Origin of the sequence: Collinsella sp. HCP28S3_E9, from assembly GCF_052065455.1 — a bacterium.
Taxonomy (GTDB): domain Bacteria; phylum Actinomycetota; class Coriobacteriia; order Coriobacteriales; family Coriobacteriaceae; genus Collinsella.
Genome location: NZ_JBQHTZ010000011.1, coordinates 19,046 through 33,785 on the forward strand (window position 1 = coordinate 19,046; position 14,740 = coordinate 33,785).

The following is a 14,740-nucleotide window of genomic DNA, read 5'->3' on the forward strand; positions in this document are numbered from 1 at the left end:
CGTGGCCGAGCACGAACACGCCTGCGAGCACGAGCATCCGCACGGGCCGACCGGCGACGTGGGCCGCCGCCTCAGCGCCTCCGCCTCCGAGCTGGTCCGTTTTTCGGTCACCGCGCCCGACGACCTGTTGCGCCGCTTTGACGAGCAAATCGCGCGCCGCGGCGACGTTGCCAACCGCTCCGAGGCCGTGCGCGACCTGATTCGCGCCTCCATTGCCAAGGAGCAGATGCGGACGCCCAACGAGCAGGTTATCGGGTCGCTCACCATGATCTATGACCACCATACCGGCGATCTGACGCGCCGTCTGGACGAGGTGCAGCACGACTACACCGACGAGATTGTCTCGACCATGCACGTGCATCTGGACCACCACAACTGCTTGGAGATTCTGGCGCTCAAGGGTCGCGGCGAGCGTGTCTACGAGCTGGCTGACCGTCTGCTGGGCCTGCGCGGCGTTAAGCACGGCGAGCTCACCTGCGCCGCCACCGAGCAGAGCCTGGGGCTGTAGCGGGTCTTTGCGCGGCGCACCTGCCAAAAAGGGACAGGTTTGTTTTGGCAGGTTTAACGTTTTACCTACCAAAATAAACCTGTCCCTTTTTGGCAGGTCTCGATGAAGGAGGGTCGCATGCGACATGCGCATATCCATGTAACGGGCATTGTGCAGGGCGTTGGCATGCGGCCATTTGTGTATCGCGAGGCCATGGCGCACGGCATTTGCGGCTGGGTGCTTAACGCGGGCGATGGCGTGCATATCGAGGCGCACGCCCTAAGCGAGGCGCTCGACGAATTTGTCGCCGCGCTTTCCGAGCATACGCCTGCGGCAGCTCGTGTGGAGCATGTCGAGGTTATGGACCTAGCGCCCGGCGACTGGGACGCCGCCAACGAGCGGGGCTTTCGCATTGTGGCATCGCAGGATCAAACCGCCCACACGACGCTCGTCTCGCCCGACATCGCCACGTGCGACGACTGCCTGCACGAGCTGTTCGACCCCGCCGACCGACGCTTTCACTATCCCTTTATCAACTGCACCAACTGCGGACCGCGCTTTACCATCATCCGGTCGCTGCCCTATGACCGAGCGGCCACCTCGATGGATTGCTTTCCCATGTGCCCCACCTGTGCCGCAGAGTATGGCAACCCGCTTGACCGGCGGTTTCACGCGCAGCCCGATACCTGCTTTGATTGCGGGCCGCACATTACGTGGCGCGAGGCGGATTGCGGCGTTGCCCCAGCGACCGCCGATGCAACGCCAGCCATCGGATCTACGCGCGAGGCCAGCGATGCCATTATCGACCGCTGTGCTGAGCTGCTGGCCAACGGCGGTATCATCGCCATCAAGGGTCTGGGCGGATTTCACTTGGCATGCGACGCCTCCAACGAGAAGACGGTAGCCGAGCTGCGCCGTCGCAAGCGCCGCAGCAACAAGCCGCTTGCCGTTATGGTGCGCGGCCTTGCAGATGTTGAACGCCTGTGCCATGTCAACGACGTTGAACGCGGCCTGCTGGCCGGCAGCATTCGCCCCATCGTGCTGCTGCGCCGACGTGCCGTTTGCGAGAGCGGCGGCTCCCCCAACGCGCTCGCGCCGTCCGTCGCGCACAACCTTCCTGAGCTTGGCGTTATGCTCCCCTATACACCGCTTCAGCATCTGTTGCTTGCCGCGGCAGAAGCCCGCGGTATGCACGCGCTCGTCATGACCAGCGGAAACCTGAGCGAGGAACCTATCGAGACCGATGATACCCTTGCATGGGAGCACCTTGTTGCCGCCGGCATCGCTGACGCGCTACTTGGCAACGACCGTGCGATTCTCTCGCGCTACGACGACTCTGTGGTGCGCGCGGCGAACGGCGCCGTTATGCCCGTTCGCCGCGCTCGCGGATATGCACCCCAGCCGCTGCCGTTGCCGGCGCTCGACGGCGCTCCGTCCTGCGTGCTCGCCTGCGGGCCACAACAAAAGGCCACGATTGCGCTCACGCGTGAAGGGACGAACGGCGAGGCGACCTGTTTTGTGTCGCAGTATATCGGTGATGTTGAAAACGGCGAGACCTTCGATGCCTGGAACGCCGCGCGCACGCGCTTGGAAGATCTCTTTGACTTGGCGCCCGCCGCCTTGGCCTGCGATCTACACCCCAGCTATCTATCGAGCCAGTGGGCGCGCGAGCAGGCGCGAAAATGCAATCTGCCGCTCGTCGAGGTGCAGCACCATCATGCGCACATCGCGAGCGTAATGGCAGAGGCGATTGCCGCGGGCCAGCTTACAACCGACGCGCGCGTCCTTGGCATCGCCTTTGACGGCACCGGCGCCGGCACCGATGGGACCATTTGGGGCGGCGAGTTTCTTGTTGCCAGCCTTGGCGGCTTTGAGCGCGCCGCGCATTTGCGCACCTGGACGCTCCCCGGCGGGGCGGCCTCCGTGCGCGACGCCCGCCGCAACGCCTTTGCCCTGCTCAGCGAGCTCGGCCTGCTTGAACATCCGGGGGCCGAGCGGCTCTTGGACGGCCTAGACGAGCAAACACGCAGCGTGACGGCAACGATGATCGAGCGGAACATCAACAGCCCACGCACGAGCAGTATGGGGCGTCTCTTTGACGCCGCCGCTGCAGTTTTGGGCATTTGCGGGCAGGCAACCTACGAAGGCGAGCCCGCCATCGAACTCGAAGCCGCCGCCTGGCGCGCGCTCGGTAGCAAAATTACCCATGTTCCCGGCGATAAAGACGGCTGTTCCGCATCTGACCCATTGCGACTGGACAGTTTGTTCAGATTTGTATTAAAAACAGACCCTCTAACCAACGGTTTTGGCTCAGATTACCCCGAAGAGGGCTCTCCAGGCACCTCATTTGCGGTTAATTCGCCCGCCGGATACCCCAAATCAACCCATTCGGGGCCCTCGCAGACGATCTATACCACCCATTACCACTCTAAAAAGTACAAATCTGAACTAACTGTCCAAGCAACCTCGAGCAGGTCTCTCGTCCTGAGCCCCAGCTCACTTTTTGCGGCGCTTTTGGAGGGAACCAGAGCCAGTGTGCCCGCCGACAGGCTCGCACTCGACTTCCATGTCGCCGTCGCGCGCTCCTCGGCACGCATCGCCAGCGAGATCTGCGCGTGCGAGGGCATCGACACCGTCGCGCTCTCGGGCGGCGTGTTCATGAACCGACTTCTGCTCCAGCTCCTCACCCGCGAGCTCAAAAGCGCAGGTCTTACTGTCCTTATCCCCCATACCGTGCCCGTCAATGACGGCTGCATCGCCTACGGTCAGGCGGCGGTCGCAAGCGCTCGTCTTGCGCAGATCGCATCGCAGTAGCTCGCTCTCGCACACCGCTGTGCCCAGCCGTCTCACAGGCGTAACGCGTTTGCCCGCGAACCCCGCGAGCGTTACCATCAACTGATGGATTATTGAGCGCCCATCCAGCGCAAAGCGTCTAAAAGGGGAACAATATGTGCCTTGCCGTCCCCGGTAAAGTAGTCAAACGCGACGACGGCCTCAAGGCTACCGTCGACATGATGGGCATCGAGCGCCCCGTGTCGCTGCGACTCGTGCCAACGGCGCAGGTTGGCGACTATATTCTCGTACACGCCGGCTTTGGCATCCAGATCGTCGACGAGCAGGAAGCGCAAGAAACGCTCGAGCTCGTTAACGCCATGACCGAACTGGCCGAAGAAGACCAACTGGCCAGTAACCCGGCCGAGGCATACTAGTGGCGGCCGGACAGCCGGTGCGCTCCGGTATCGACTTTTCGGCATTTCGCGACCCCAAGCTGGCTCGCGAGCTCATCGAACGCATTCGCGGTCTTGTCGGCGACCGTACCATCAACCTTATGGAAGTCTGCGGCACACACACCGTGAGCATCGGCCGCTATGGCTTTCGCTCCATTATGCCGGCTGGGCTCAAGCTGCTGAGCGGCCCGGGCTGCCCCGTCTGCGTTACCGCCAACCGTGACATCGACCACGCGATCGCGCTCGCCAACATAGACGGCGCCATCATCACCACCTTTGGCGACATGATGCGCGTGCCCGGATCGTCCACCTCGCTCGCAGCGCAAAAGGCGGCAGGGCGCGATATCCGCATCGTCTACTCTCCGCTCGACGCACTCGACATTGCCGAGCAAAATCCCGAACGCCCGGTCATCTTTATGGGCGTCGGCTTTGAGACCACAACGCCCACCATCGCCGCTGCCATCTTGGAGGCCGAGACGCGCGGGCTTTTGAACTTTTCGGTCTATTGCGCCCACAAGACCACGCCGCCGGCGTTGCGCGCCATCGCCAACGATCCCGAGACCGCCATCGACGGCTTTATCCTGCCGGGCCACGTCGCCACCATCACGGGCTTGGCGCCCTTTAGCTTTTTGGTCGACGAGTTCGATACCCCGGGCGTGGTCACGGGATTTGAACCGGTCGATATTCTGCAAGGCATCTGCATGCTGGTCCAGATGGTTGTCGAGGACAGGCCTACGATTGGCAACGCCTACCGCCGTGGCGTCAACGCAGGCGGCAACCCCGTGGCGCGACAGCTGGTCGAGCAGGTGTTTGAGCCATGCGACACCACATGGCGCGGGCTGGGGCCGATTGCCAGCTCGGGCCTTTCCATCCGCCCCGAGTTCTCGCGCTTTGATGCCCGTACCCGCTTTGACGTGCCCGTTGAGGCGACGGTCGAGCCGCGTGGGTGCCGCTGCGGCGACGTGCTGCGCGGGGCCATTACGCCGAGCGACTGCCCGCTCTTTGGCCGCACCTGCACGCCCGAGCACCCCGTCGGCCCGTGCATGGTGAGCTCCGAAGGCAGCTGCGCGGCGTACTACCGCTACCGCGACTATTAGGTTCCGCCGTTCTAACGAGCGGCGGACTGGTCGACGCTGCGCCTCACCCATATAATTCCACCCTCGATTGGAGTTTTGGATATGTCCCATAGCATCACCGATAGCACCGTCCTTTTGGGCCATGGCTCCGGCGGTCAGATGATGAAACGCATCATCGATGAGGTCTTTTTGGATGCCTTTGGGACGCCCGAGTTGCTCGAAGGCAACGACGCCGGCGTCGCCGCGCTGCCCGCGAGCGGGCGCATCGCCATGTCGACCGACAGCTTTGTAGTCTCGCCGCAGTTCTTCCCCGGTGGCAACATCGGCCGTCTCGCCGTGTGCGGAACCGTCAACGATGTCGCGACCTCGGGCGCCAACGTGCGCTACCTATCGTGCGGTTTTATCCTCGAAGAGGGCTATCCCATGGATAAGCTCCGCCAGATTGTGCAGACGATGGCCGAGACGGCGCGCGAGGCGGGCGTGTCCATAATCACGGGCGACACCAAGGTGGTCGAGCGCGGCGGGGCCGACGGCGTCTACATCAATACCGCCGGCGTGGGCGAGGTTCCCACGGGCGTGGCGCTCAGCGGCGCCAACTGCCGCCCCGGCGACGTTATCCTGGTGTCAGGCACACTCGGCGACCACGGGATCGCCATCATGAGCCAACGCGAGGGCCTGGCATTTTCGAGCACGATCGAAAGCGATGCCGCGCCGCTCAACCACCTGATTGCCGACGTTTTGGCCGCAGCGCCCGGCACGCGCTGTTTCCGCGACCCCACGCGCGGTGGACTGGCGTCCACACTCAACGAGTTTGCCCAGGCCAGCGGTGTTGCCATGGAGATCGACGAGGATGCCGTGCCCGTGCGCCCCGACGTGCAGGCGGCATGTGAGATGCTCGGCTGCGATGTGCTGCAGGTGGCAAACGAGGGCAAGATGGTTGCCGTCGTGCCGGCCGAGCAGGCCGATGCCGCGCTGAGCGCCATGCGCGCCGCCCGCTACGGCGAGAATGCCGCCATCATCGGTCGCGTGCTGCCGCTTGCCGAGGGCTCCCGTCCCGCCGTGCGCGTGCGCACCGGCTGGGGCTCGACCCGCATCCTCGACATGCTCGTGGGAGAGCAGCTGCCAAGGATTTGCTAGGGCGGAATCGCACAGTCGGCGCGATGTCACCTGATATCCCTGGAGATGTTCAGATTCCAAGCACACCCAACGCGTAAGCCCAGTATTATGGGGTGCGTTTTAAAACCCAATGACGGGAGCTTTCATGGCAGCAGCTTTTTCCCATGTGATCTTCGATCTGGACGGCACCATCCTCAACACGCTCGAGGACCTGGCAGCCGCCGGCAACCATACCTGCGAGGCGCACGGCTGGCCCACGTTTGCCGTTGACGAGTACCGCTACAAGGTGGGAAACGGCATGCTCAAGCTGGTTGAGCGCTTTATGCCCGCCGAGTACGCGGGCGACGGCCGTATGTTTGAGCAGACGCTTGCCGAGTTTAGGGCTTATTACGGCGAGCACAAGGAGGACCACACCGCCCCCTATGCCGGCACGATCGAGATGCTCGACCGCTTGCGTGCCGCGGGTGTGCAGCTTGCCGTGCTCACTAACAAGGACCACGTCTCGGCGGCCCCGCTTATCGAGAAGTATTTTGGTTCCGAGCGCTTTGCGCTGGTACAGGGCCGTGTCGATGCGTTTCCGCCCAAGCCCGAAGCACCCGTCACGCTGCATGTGATGGAAGAGCTGGGCGCCGACCCGGCGACCACGCTCTACGTAGGCGATTCCAATGTCGATATCCTGACCGGCCACAACGCCGGTCTTAAGAGCGCAGGCGTCAGCTGGGGCTTCCGCGGCCGCGCAGAGCTGGAAGCCGCCGGCGCCGACTACGTGGTGGACAGCCAGGCAGAGCTCGCGGCGCTGGTGCTGGGCGAGTAGCGAGCGGGCACCAGAGCGAACAAATTGGCATGAAAAGAGGACGGCATAGACCTTCTGGTCATGCCGTCCTCTTTGAATGACAAGTTGTCGCTCTGGTGCCCACGCAGCGTCGAGCAGTTGCGGCGTTTGGTAAAGCGCCGCAACGAACTAGTTCATCATCGCATTCATCATCTCGGTGGTTGCGGAATCGTCGGCAGACCACTCGTTATCCTCGTTGGCGGAATACTTAAAGGTGACCTTGGTGTCCTTGGTCTTAGCGGCCTTGGTCACGTCGACCATCACCTGGCCGGCCATCTTGTACAGCTCGTCCTCGGAAGGCATCGTATCGAGTGCGGCGATCTTCTCCTGATACTGGGTGGCGAAATCTTCGACGATCTTGTTCATGGACTTGCAGGTGATGGTGACCTCGGCGGTCGCGGTGCCCTTGTCCTCATCGACCGTCACATCACCGATCTTGTAATCAAAACCCTCGAGATAGCTCTTGGCATACTCCTCGGGATCGATGCCCAGCTGCTCAAACTCGTCGCCCGAAGCCTCTTCCAGGCTGGAGAGGAAATCATCGCCGCCGTTCTTGATCTCGTCAAACTGACTCGTAAGGTCGTCGGTGATGAGCTCCTCCACCGAAGGCCCTCCGCAGCCGGAAAGCAAAACCACGCACGCGACCAGGGCAGCCATCAAGGGCGCAAGCAGCAGCTTCTTTTTCATGACATTCCTCCAAACAAGCGGCGCTGCGTTTCCCGCGCAGCGCACGTCGTAACAGTAGGTCCATATTAGCGGCTCCGTTCAACCCCCTACGTCGCAAAAGCGTGGGCGGCTCAATTTGACGAGTGAATGGCCCATAAAGCAAGCCCCCTGCAATAAAATGCGCCTACTCGGCCTATTAAAAAAGGGTGGCCGGATAACCCGACCACCCTTGTGCATCTTCTGGATGCCGCAGACTACTTGCGGACGACCTTAACGATGGCGTCACCGGCGGCGACGGCAGACTCGGCCTCGACGGCGAGCTCGACATCGGCAAACTCGGCGGTGTTGGACACGGCCACGACGACGCAGTCCTTGTAACCGGCGGCAGCGATCTTGGCGCGGTCGATCTTGAGCAAGGGCTGGCCGGCCTTCACGACGTCGTCGGCCTTGACGAAGCCCTCGAAGCCGTCGCCATTCATGTTGACGGTATCGACGCCAACGTGCACCAGAACCTCGATGCCGCTATCGGACTGCAGGCCCACGGCGTGACCCATGGTGACGGTCACCTTGCCGTCGCAGGGAGCGTAGACCAGGTCGTCCTCGGGCCACACGGCGCAGCCCTTGCCCAAAACCTCGCCAGCAAAGACGGGATCGGGCACGTCGGCCATCTTGATGACCTTGCCCTTGACGGGCGAACACAGCACGTCGGCGCCGGCAGAAGCAGAAATGGAGGCCGGAGCAGCGGCAGCCACGGGCTCAGCCTTCTTCTTGAACATATCAAACAGACCCATACGTTTTCTCCTCTTGATTAAGCGCAATGTTATGCGCATACCTATGGTGATTATAGTGCCAAATGGCCAAAATGCTAAGGCGAGGGCCCGAATCACAAGCCCTTCCAAGCCCTTCCAAAACCTTTTCCCATGGGCACTCATATTGTCGATTAAGCCTCGATAAGCCCCAGGTGAACAAAAGCGTTCCAGATGCCGTCGTCATCGACGTCGGTGGTCACGTAGTCGGCGGCCGGTCCGGCGTTCGGCGGAACGCCGGAGCTCAATTATTCCAAGCCCTCGGTGCCGTTGGACTTGATAATCTTCTGGTATGCGAAGAAGCTGTCCTTGCGGCGGCGCTCGTAGGTACCGGTGCCGTCGTCGTACTTATCGACGTGGATGAAGCCGTAGCGCTTGCGCATCTCGCCAGTGCCGGCGGAAACCAGGTCGATGGGACCCCACCAGGTGTAGGCAATCAGGTCAACGCCATCGGCAATGGCCTCGCCCATGGCCTTGATGTGGCTCTGCAGGTAGGCGATGCGATACGGGTCATGGATGGAGCCGTCCTCCTCGACCTCGTCGTAGGCGCCCATGCCGTTCTCGACCACCATCAGCGGAATCTCGTAGCGGGCGTAAATCTCGTTGAGGGCGATGCGCAGGCCCAGCGGATCGATCTGCCAGCCCCAGTCGGTGGACTCCAGATAGGGATTCTTGCCGCCAAAGGTCATGTTGCCCTCGGTCATCTCGTGGTCCTTGTGGGTGCCCACGGTGCCGGACATGTAGTAGCTAAAGGTGTAGAAATCAACCTTGCCGTCGGCGATATCCTGCAGGTCGCCGTCCTCCATCACGAGCTCGACATCGTTCTCGGCCCAGAAGCGCTTGGCATAGAACGGGTACTTGCCGCGCACCTGCACGTCGGAGCAGTACCAGTTCATGGTATTCATCTCCTGCTGCGTGGCGAACACGTCGGCCGGATCGCACGTGGCGGCATAGGAAAGGATGAAGCAGTCCATGTTGCCCATCTTAAACTGCGGGTAATGCTCATGGGCATAGCGCACGACGCGGCCGCTGGCGACAAACTGGTGATGCAACGCCTGCATACGAGCCTGCGGCGTGGTGTGGACCGCCGACGCCGGACCCTCAAAGCCCTGAATCATGCTGGTCTCAAAGAGGTTGCCCATGTCCTGAGTACCGCAGTTGATCTCGTTGAAGGTGAGCCAGAACTTGACCTTGTCCTGATAGCGGTCGAAGACGGTCTGGCAGTACTTCTCAAAGAAGCCGATGAGCTCGCGGCTCGCCCAGCCGTTGTATTTCTCGACCAGGTGATAGGGCATCTCGTAGTGCGAGAGGGTCACGAGCGGCTCGATATTGTGGGCGCGCAGGCAGTCGAAGACGCGGTCGTAGAAGGCGAGGCCGGCCTCGTTGGGCTCAGCGTCGTCGCCGTTGGGAAAGATACGGCTCCAAGAGATGGACATGCGGAACATATTGAAGCCCATCTCGGCGAACAGCGCGATATCCTCCTCGTAGTGGTGGTAGAAATCGATACCGTCATGATTGGGGTAGAAGCGGTTGGGATCGATATCGATCGTAATCTGACGCGGCTCCTTGTAGCTGCCGCCCAAGAAATGGTCGTCGACGGAAGGACCGCGGCCGTCCACGTTCCAAGCGCCCTCAAACTGGTTGGCAGCGGTGGCGCCGCCCCAATAGAATCCCTCGGGGAACTTGATGTTTGCCATGAGCATCTCCTTTGCATCGTGGGTCGATAAGCCGAGTATCGCCCACGCGCGGGACGGGCAGAAGCGGGCGCACCAAACCCGACACTTCTTTTCGCCCTTGCGCCCCGTCACCGCCCCGCCCCTGACACTTCCTGATACCTGCCAAAAAGGGACAGGTTTATTTTGGCAGGTTTTATCTGGACAAACGCCGGCGGTAGACGGCCGGCGTGCAGCCATAGCGCTCGGCAAACTTTTTGTAGAAGAAGCTCATGTTGGCGTAGCCGGCCTCGCGTGCCGCGGTTTCGGCAGTGGCGCCGGCGTCGAGCAATGTTGCCGCGCGTGCCAGGCGGCTCTCCTGCACGAGCTGCATAAACGTGCGGCCCGTCTGCCGTTTGAGCAGCGCGCTTGCGTAGTTGGGACTCAGATGCAGGTGGCGAGCTACGTCCTCGAGCGTACAATCGCAGGCATGGCGCTCGATGTAGCTCACGGCGGCCGCGACCTGCGCCGAAGGCAGCGTGGGCATGTCCGCCTGCAGCAGCGATGTCTCATAGCTTTGCATAAGTTCGACCAGCAGCAACTCAAACAGCCTCGACACGATCTGGGGACTCGCCGCCGTCGGCTCCAGAAGCTCGCACAGCATCTCCTGCATATATCGGCGCACGCGGCGGCTGTTGCCCGTGCGGAAATGCACATGACCGCGGTGGTCGGTTTCGTCATTGAGGGCATTAATGAGGAACTGCGAGACGGCGCTTGACGGCGACAGGCTCTGCTCTAGGCTGCGGTGCAACATCACCCGCGAGATGACGATGCTCAGCATAATGTCATGCTCGCCGAGCTCGCCTACGGCATGCGGACAGGCCGCGTCGAGCAAGAGCACCTCGTTTTGGGCAAGCGTGAGCCGTGCGCCGTTGACGACCTGCGGCGCATGCCCGCGATAGACATAGCTGATTTCGACATAATTGTGCACATGCTCCGGCACGGGGTTAAAGCGCGAGTTGCGCACGATTGACAGGCCCTCAGGCATGCCTCCTTGGTGCAGGGCTCGCGTCGGGTCACCGATTTTATGGATATGTTTTTCACCGTTATTCTGCTGATGACCCGAGCTGAACGCATCGTTCCAGTCATAGCGGGCGCCTGCGCAGTAAGCGCGCTCGCTGTCGGTCAGCTTGAGCAAAAGATTGTCCAAACGTGCGATATCCATATCGCCACCATCATTGATTTGGTCATATTCTGCCGTGCTTGTGATATTAGCAGGAGTGTGCGCGCGACGTACTCTGACTTCAATCGATTTAAAAGGTTTGTTTTAGAGGAGTGGATATGGCGGCATACGACAACCATGTGCTTCCGTTCTTGTGGCTCAAGGGCGAGGCGCGCGAGACGATTACCGAATACTTAGAGCAGATTGCCGGGGCGGACATCCACGAGGTCTGCCTCGAATCGCGCACGCATCCCGAGTTTTGTCGCGACGGCTGGTGGTCCGACCTGCGTTTTATCATTGGCGAGTGCAAGCGCCTGGACTTGAAGATCTGGCTGCTCGATGATGCCCACTTTCCCACGGGCTACGCCAACGGCGCGCTTGCAGGCGAGGATGTAGACCCCGCGCTCAAAAAGACCGTGCTTAAGCATCACACGGTAACGGTCGTCGGTCCCCAGCCGTCCACGACCATTAAGCTCGGTAATCTTATGGATCCCACGGAGCGCTTTGTGGGCACGGCGACTTTCGACGCCGCCGGTGCACCGCTCGACCTTGAGCTCGCCGTTGAACAGACCGAGGATGGCACTCCCGTCCGCCTGCGCTTTGACGCTCCTGCCGGCATCACCACCCTCGAGCTCTACGTCACCAGCCAAAAGACCGGCTTTCGCGATGAGTACATCAACATGGTCGACGCCGATTCGTGCCGTATGCTCATCAACGCCGTCTACGAACCCACGTTTGAGCATCTGGGCGACGAGTTCGGCAAGACCATTCTGGGCTTCTTTACCGATGAACCGGGCTTTATGAACGAGAAGGGTGCGACCCTCGAAGACGCTTCCACCAGCAGCTTTATTGGACGCGGCGATATGGCACTGCCCTGGTCGGATGAACTTGCCCGCCGCTTGCACGAGGAGTTGAGCGCGAGCTGGCTTGCCGAGCTCCGCGGCCTTTGGACGCGCGACCCCGCCGGCGCTCGGGTCCGCCACACTTACATGGACATCGCCACGCAACTCTACCGCGCGTGCTTTGACGAGCAGATTGGTGACTGGTGCCGCAAGCGCGGCGTCATGCACATCGGACATGTGATTGAGGACAAGAGTTGCCACACGCGCCTGGGCCAGGGCGCCGGACACTACTTCCGCGCGGTCGCCGGGCAGGATATGGCGGGCATCGACGTTGTCATCAACCAGCTTGCCCCCAGCGTCGACCACGGACGTTACAGCTACTTCCACGGCGCGTGGAACATGGAGTTCTTTACCTACGCGCTCGCCAAGTTGGGCTCTTCGGCCGCACGCCTCGACCCCAAAAAGCAGGGGCGCTGCATGGCCGAGGTCTTTGGCGCCTTCGGCTGGCACGAGGGCTTGCGCGAGATGAAATGGATCGCCGACCACATGCTCGTCCGCGGTATTAACTGGTTTACGCCGCACGCGTTTAGCATGGCGCCCTTCCCCGATTGGGACTGCCCGCCGCACTTTTACGCACACGGCAACAATCCGCAATGGCCGCACTTTGGCCAGCTCATGAGCTATATGAACCGTACGGCAACGCTGCTTTCAGGAGGCTATGCCATGCGCCCCGTTGCCATCCTGTACCATGCCGATGCCGAATGGGCCGGCAACGCCATGCCTATCGAGCGCGTGGCGGCAGAGCTCACGCGCGCGCAGATCGACTTTGATTTTGTGCCCGCCGAGGCTTTTGAGGATGAGAACCGTTACGAGGTTTCGATTGCCGACGGATTACTTACCGTAAACGATTGTCGTTACCAGGCGTTTGTTATGCCAGGAGCTTCATTTATTGGCGCTGCGACGGCGGAGGCAGTGAGACGCATGGCGGATGCAGGCGTTATGGTGCTTGCCGTCGACGAGGTGCCCGGCACATTCTACGATACCGATGGCGCGGTCGAGCTGGGAAGGCTCGTCGCAACGCCGCTGGCCGATGTCGCCCGCGCGCTTGCAAGCGCGGGACTGCAGACCGTTGTGCCTGACACACCGCAGCCTTGGCTACGCGTACTTCGCTACGAGCGGGTGGGCGAGACCTACGTTATGCTCGTCAACGAACACCCACGCGAGCGTATCGACTGCACGGTTGCACTTGCGACAGGCGAGCGCCTTTGCGGCACGCGGCTCGACCTGCTAAACGGCGCCGGGCCCGTTGCGTTTGACGGTGCGTTGGAGCTCGCACCCTTCGAGAGCTGCATCGTTGTTTTGGAAACGAGCAGCAAGAATGCGCCTGGAGACGGCGCAATCGACGCTGACACGTCGCTCGGCCTGCGCATCGAAGGCCCATGGACCGTCGCCCTCTCTCCTGCCGGCAGCAATGGCGCCTTTGGTGAATCACAAAAGCTCAAGCGCCTGTGCGACCTTACAGCCGATCTGTTCACCGGCACCTGCGGTACCTACCGATATCATGCGTCGTTTGAGCTGGCCAACGATTGCGCCGACGCCACAATCGACCTGGGAGACATCTACGAAACCGCGACGCTCACGCTCGATGGACGCCCGCTCGGCACACGCATCTGCCCGCCCTATCGTTTTGCCGCCGGCGCACTTTCCGCCGGTGCGCATGAGCTCACGATCGACGTCATCAACACGCTCGACCATGCGATCCCCGACATTTTCGCCCTCACCGAGCCCGTCGCCCCCAGCGGCATCCTCGGCCCCGTTACCCTTTGCGGGCAAAACCTGCCAAAATAAACCTGTCCCTTTTTGGCAGGTTTGGCGAGTGTGGGAGTTCGCATGGATATCAAACGCAAGATCATCGAGGCGCAGGGGCTCACCCCCACCGAGCAACAGCTCGGCATTGCAGCCCTTGCCATCGGTCAGGACATCCGCGGGCTTTCTATTAAGGAATTTGCCGCTCGCACCAACGTTTCGGTCGCGAGCGTGCATCGTTTTTGCAAAAAGCTCGGCCTCGAGGGCTTCAAGGATCTCAAGGTCGAGCTTATTCGCTTGGCAACCGAGGCGGGAAACCGCCGCGACGTGGACATCAACTTCCCTTTCGATGCTACGTCCACTCCCGCGCAGGTTATGGAGCGCATGGAGGGGCTCTACCAGACCACGCTGGCCGAAACGCAGGAGCTGCTCGACCCCACGCAGCTCGACCACGCCGCCAGGCTCATCGCGAACGCCCGACAGGTCGACATCTACACGGGCTCGCACAACCTCTATCCAGCGGGAATGTTCCGCGACCGCCTGCTCTCCGCCGGTAAAAGCGCGACGTGTCACAACGGTGTCGAGGCCCAGGTGCGAACGGCGCTCGCCTCGGATCCCGACCATGCGGCAATCGTCATCTCCTACAGCGGCCTTGCCCCCAACCTCAAGGACATCTTGCCGATCCTCAGCAGTCGGCATGTCCCGGTCATCGTCATCGGCACGCCTTATTGCGCTCGCATTCACCCCGGCTTTGCCGCCTACCTTACGGTGAGTGACCACGAGAGCATGACGCATCGCATCACGCAGTTCGCCAGCCACATCGCCGTGCAATACGTGCTCGATTCGCTCTACAGCAGCTACTTCGCCAAAGACTACGCCCGCTGTTCCGAATTCCTGGAGCGTTCGTTCCCCTATACTCGCCTGCCCGGGCTTAAGTAGTCGTTTAAGAACGTCCCCAATGACTACTCTGGCAACGGCAGCGAGCGGGCCGCATTCGGAGCAAGACAA

The 14,740-nt window shown here is 61.6% G+C and carries 12 protein-coding genes; 8 read left to right on the forward strand and 4 right to left on the reverse strand.

The window, feature by feature from the left end; genetic code table 11:
• The first annotated feature begins 1 nt into the window (after position 1).
• The 6 genes from nikR to ACTNA2_RS06530 all read left to right on the forward strand — a co-directional run bounded on the left by nikR (position 2) and on the right by ACTNA2_RS06530 (position 6,720).
• Entirely contained in the window at positions 2-508 is a 507-nt protein-coding gene (gene nikR, locus ACTNA2_RS06505) for a nickel-responsive transcriptional regulator NikR (protein WP_441048939.1), read from the forward strand.
• A gap of 117 nt (positions 509-625) precedes the next feature.
• Positions 626-3,301, forward strand: coding sequence for a carbamoyltransferase HypF (gene hypF, locus ACTNA2_RS06510; protein WP_441048940.1), 2,676 nt, complete (start codon positions 626-628; stop codon positions 3,299-3,301).
• Positions 3,302-3,435: 134 nt separating this feature from the next.
• Positions 3,436-3,696, forward strand: coding sequence for a HypC/HybG/HupF family hydrogenase formation chaperone (locus ACTNA2_RS06515; RefSeq protein ID WP_154518167.1), 261 nt, complete (start codon positions 3,436-3,438; stop codon positions 3,694-3,696).
• On the forward strand, positions 3,696-4,811 hold the full coding sequence (hypD, locus tag ACTNA2_RS06520) for a hydrogenase formation protein HypD (protein WP_441048941.1): 1,116 nt from the start codon (positions 3,696-3,698) through the stop codon (positions 4,809-4,811). Before ACTNA2_RS06515 ends, hypD begins: the two co-directional genes overlap by 1 nt.
• An 81-nt stretch (positions 4,812-4,892) precedes the next feature.
• Positions 4,893-5,927 carry a hydrogenase expression/formation protein HypE gene (gene hypE, locus ACTNA2_RS06525; protein WP_441048942.1) on the forward strand — a complete coding sequence of 345 codons (1,035 nt, stop codon included), beginning with the start codon at positions 4,893-4,895 and terminating at the stop codon, positions 5,925-5,927.
• A gap of 124 nt (positions 5,928-6,051) precedes the next feature.
• Positions 6,052-6,720 (forward strand): HAD family hydrolase, encoded by a 669-nt coding sequence (locus ACTNA2_RS06530; protein ID WP_229770728.1) that lies wholly within the window; start codon positions 6,052-6,054, stop codon positions 6,718-6,720.
• A gap of 147 nt (positions 6,721-6,867) precedes the next feature.
• Here the strand turns inward: ACTNA2_RS06530 and ACTNA2_RS06535 are convergent, their stop codons facing one another.
• From ACTNA2_RS06535 to ACTNA2_RS06550, 4 genes are all read right to left on the reverse strand, one after another.
• A complete protein-coding gene (locus ACTNA2_RS06535) occupies positions 6,868-7,425 on the reverse strand; it encodes a hypothetical protein (protein WP_441048943.1) in 558 nt (185 codons plus the stop codon).
• Positions 7,426-7,658: 233 nt separating this feature from the next.
• Positions 7,659-8,195, reverse strand: coding sequence for a PTS sugar transporter subunit IIA (locus ACTNA2_RS06540; RefSeq protein WP_427719835.1), 537 nt, complete (start codon positions 8,193-8,195; stop codon positions 7,659-7,661).
• Between the two features lie 263 nt (positions 8,196-8,458).
• Entirely contained in the window at positions 8,459-9,907 is a 1,449-nt protein-coding gene (locus ACTNA2_RS06545; protein ID WP_441048944.1) for a glycoside hydrolase family 1 protein, read from the reverse strand.
• A 172-nt stretch (positions 9,908-10,079) separates the two neighbouring features.
• Positions 10,080-11,087: an AraC family transcriptional regulator gene (locus ACTNA2_RS06550; protein WP_441048945.1), complete on the reverse strand. Its 1,008-nt coding sequence runs from the start codon at positions 11,085-11,087 to the stop codon at positions 10,080-10,082.
• Positions 11,088-11,203: 116 nt separating this feature from the next.
• Here ACTNA2_RS06550 and ACTNA2_RS06555 point away from each other — a divergent pair, with 116 nt between their 5' ends.
• A complete protein-coding gene (locus tag ACTNA2_RS06555) occupies positions 11,204-13,774 on the forward strand; it encodes a glycosyl hydrolase (RefSeq protein WP_441048946.1) in 2,571 nt (856 codons plus the stop codon).
• Positions 13,775-13,816: 42 nt separating this feature from the next.
• A complete protein-coding gene (locus tag ACTNA2_RS06560; protein ID WP_441048947.1) occupies positions 13,817-14,671 on the forward strand; it encodes a MurR/RpiR family transcriptional regulator in 855 nt (284 codons plus the stop codon).
• Positions 14,672-14,740 lie beyond the last annotated feature (69 nt).

What these genes read in the sequence shown, in the direction of transcription:
- ACTNA2_RS06560 (WP_441048947.1), top strand. Translation starts at nt 13,817, where the DNA reads ATGGATATCAAACGCAAGATCATCGAGGCGCAGGGGCTCACCCCCACC.
- ACTNA2_RS06515 (WP_154518167.1), top strand. Translation starts at nt 3,436, where the DNA reads ATGTGCCTTGCCGTCCCCGGTAAAGTAGTCAAACGCGACGACGGCCTC.
- ACTNA2_RS06550 (WP_441048945.1), bottom strand. Translation starts at nt 11,087, where the DNA reads ATGGATATCGCACGTTTGGACAATCTTTTGCTCAAGCTGACCGACAGC.
- ACTNA2_RS06545 (WP_441048944.1), bottom strand. Translation starts at nt 9,907, where the DNA reads ATGGCAAACATCAAGTTCCCCGAGGGATTCTATTGGGGCGGCGCCACC.
- ACTNA2_RS06540 (WP_427719835.1), bottom strand. Translation starts at nt 8,195, where the DNA reads ATGGGTCTGTTTGATATGTTCAAGAAGAAGGCTGAGCCCGTGGCTGCC.
- hypF (WP_441048940.1), top strand. Translation starts at nt 626, where the DNA reads ATGCGACATGCGCATATCCATGTAACGGGCATTGTGCAGGGCGTTGGC.
- ACTNA2_RS06535 (WP_441048943.1), bottom strand. Translation starts at nt 7,425, where the DNA reads ATGAAAAAGAAGCTGCTGCTTGCGCCCTTGATGGCTGCCCTGGTCGCG.
- ACTNA2_RS06530 (WP_229770728.1), top strand. Translation starts at nt 6,052, where the DNA reads ATGGCAGCAGCTTTTTCCCATGTGATCTTCGATCTGGACGGCACCATC.
- ACTNA2_RS06555 (WP_441048946.1), top strand. Translation starts at nt 11,204, where the DNA reads ATGGCGGCATACGACAACCATGTGCTTCCGTTCTTGTGGCTCAAGGGC.
- hypE (WP_441048942.1), top strand. Translation starts at nt 4,893, where the DNA reads ATGTCCCATAGCATCACCGATAGCACCGTCCTTTTGGGCCATGGCTCC.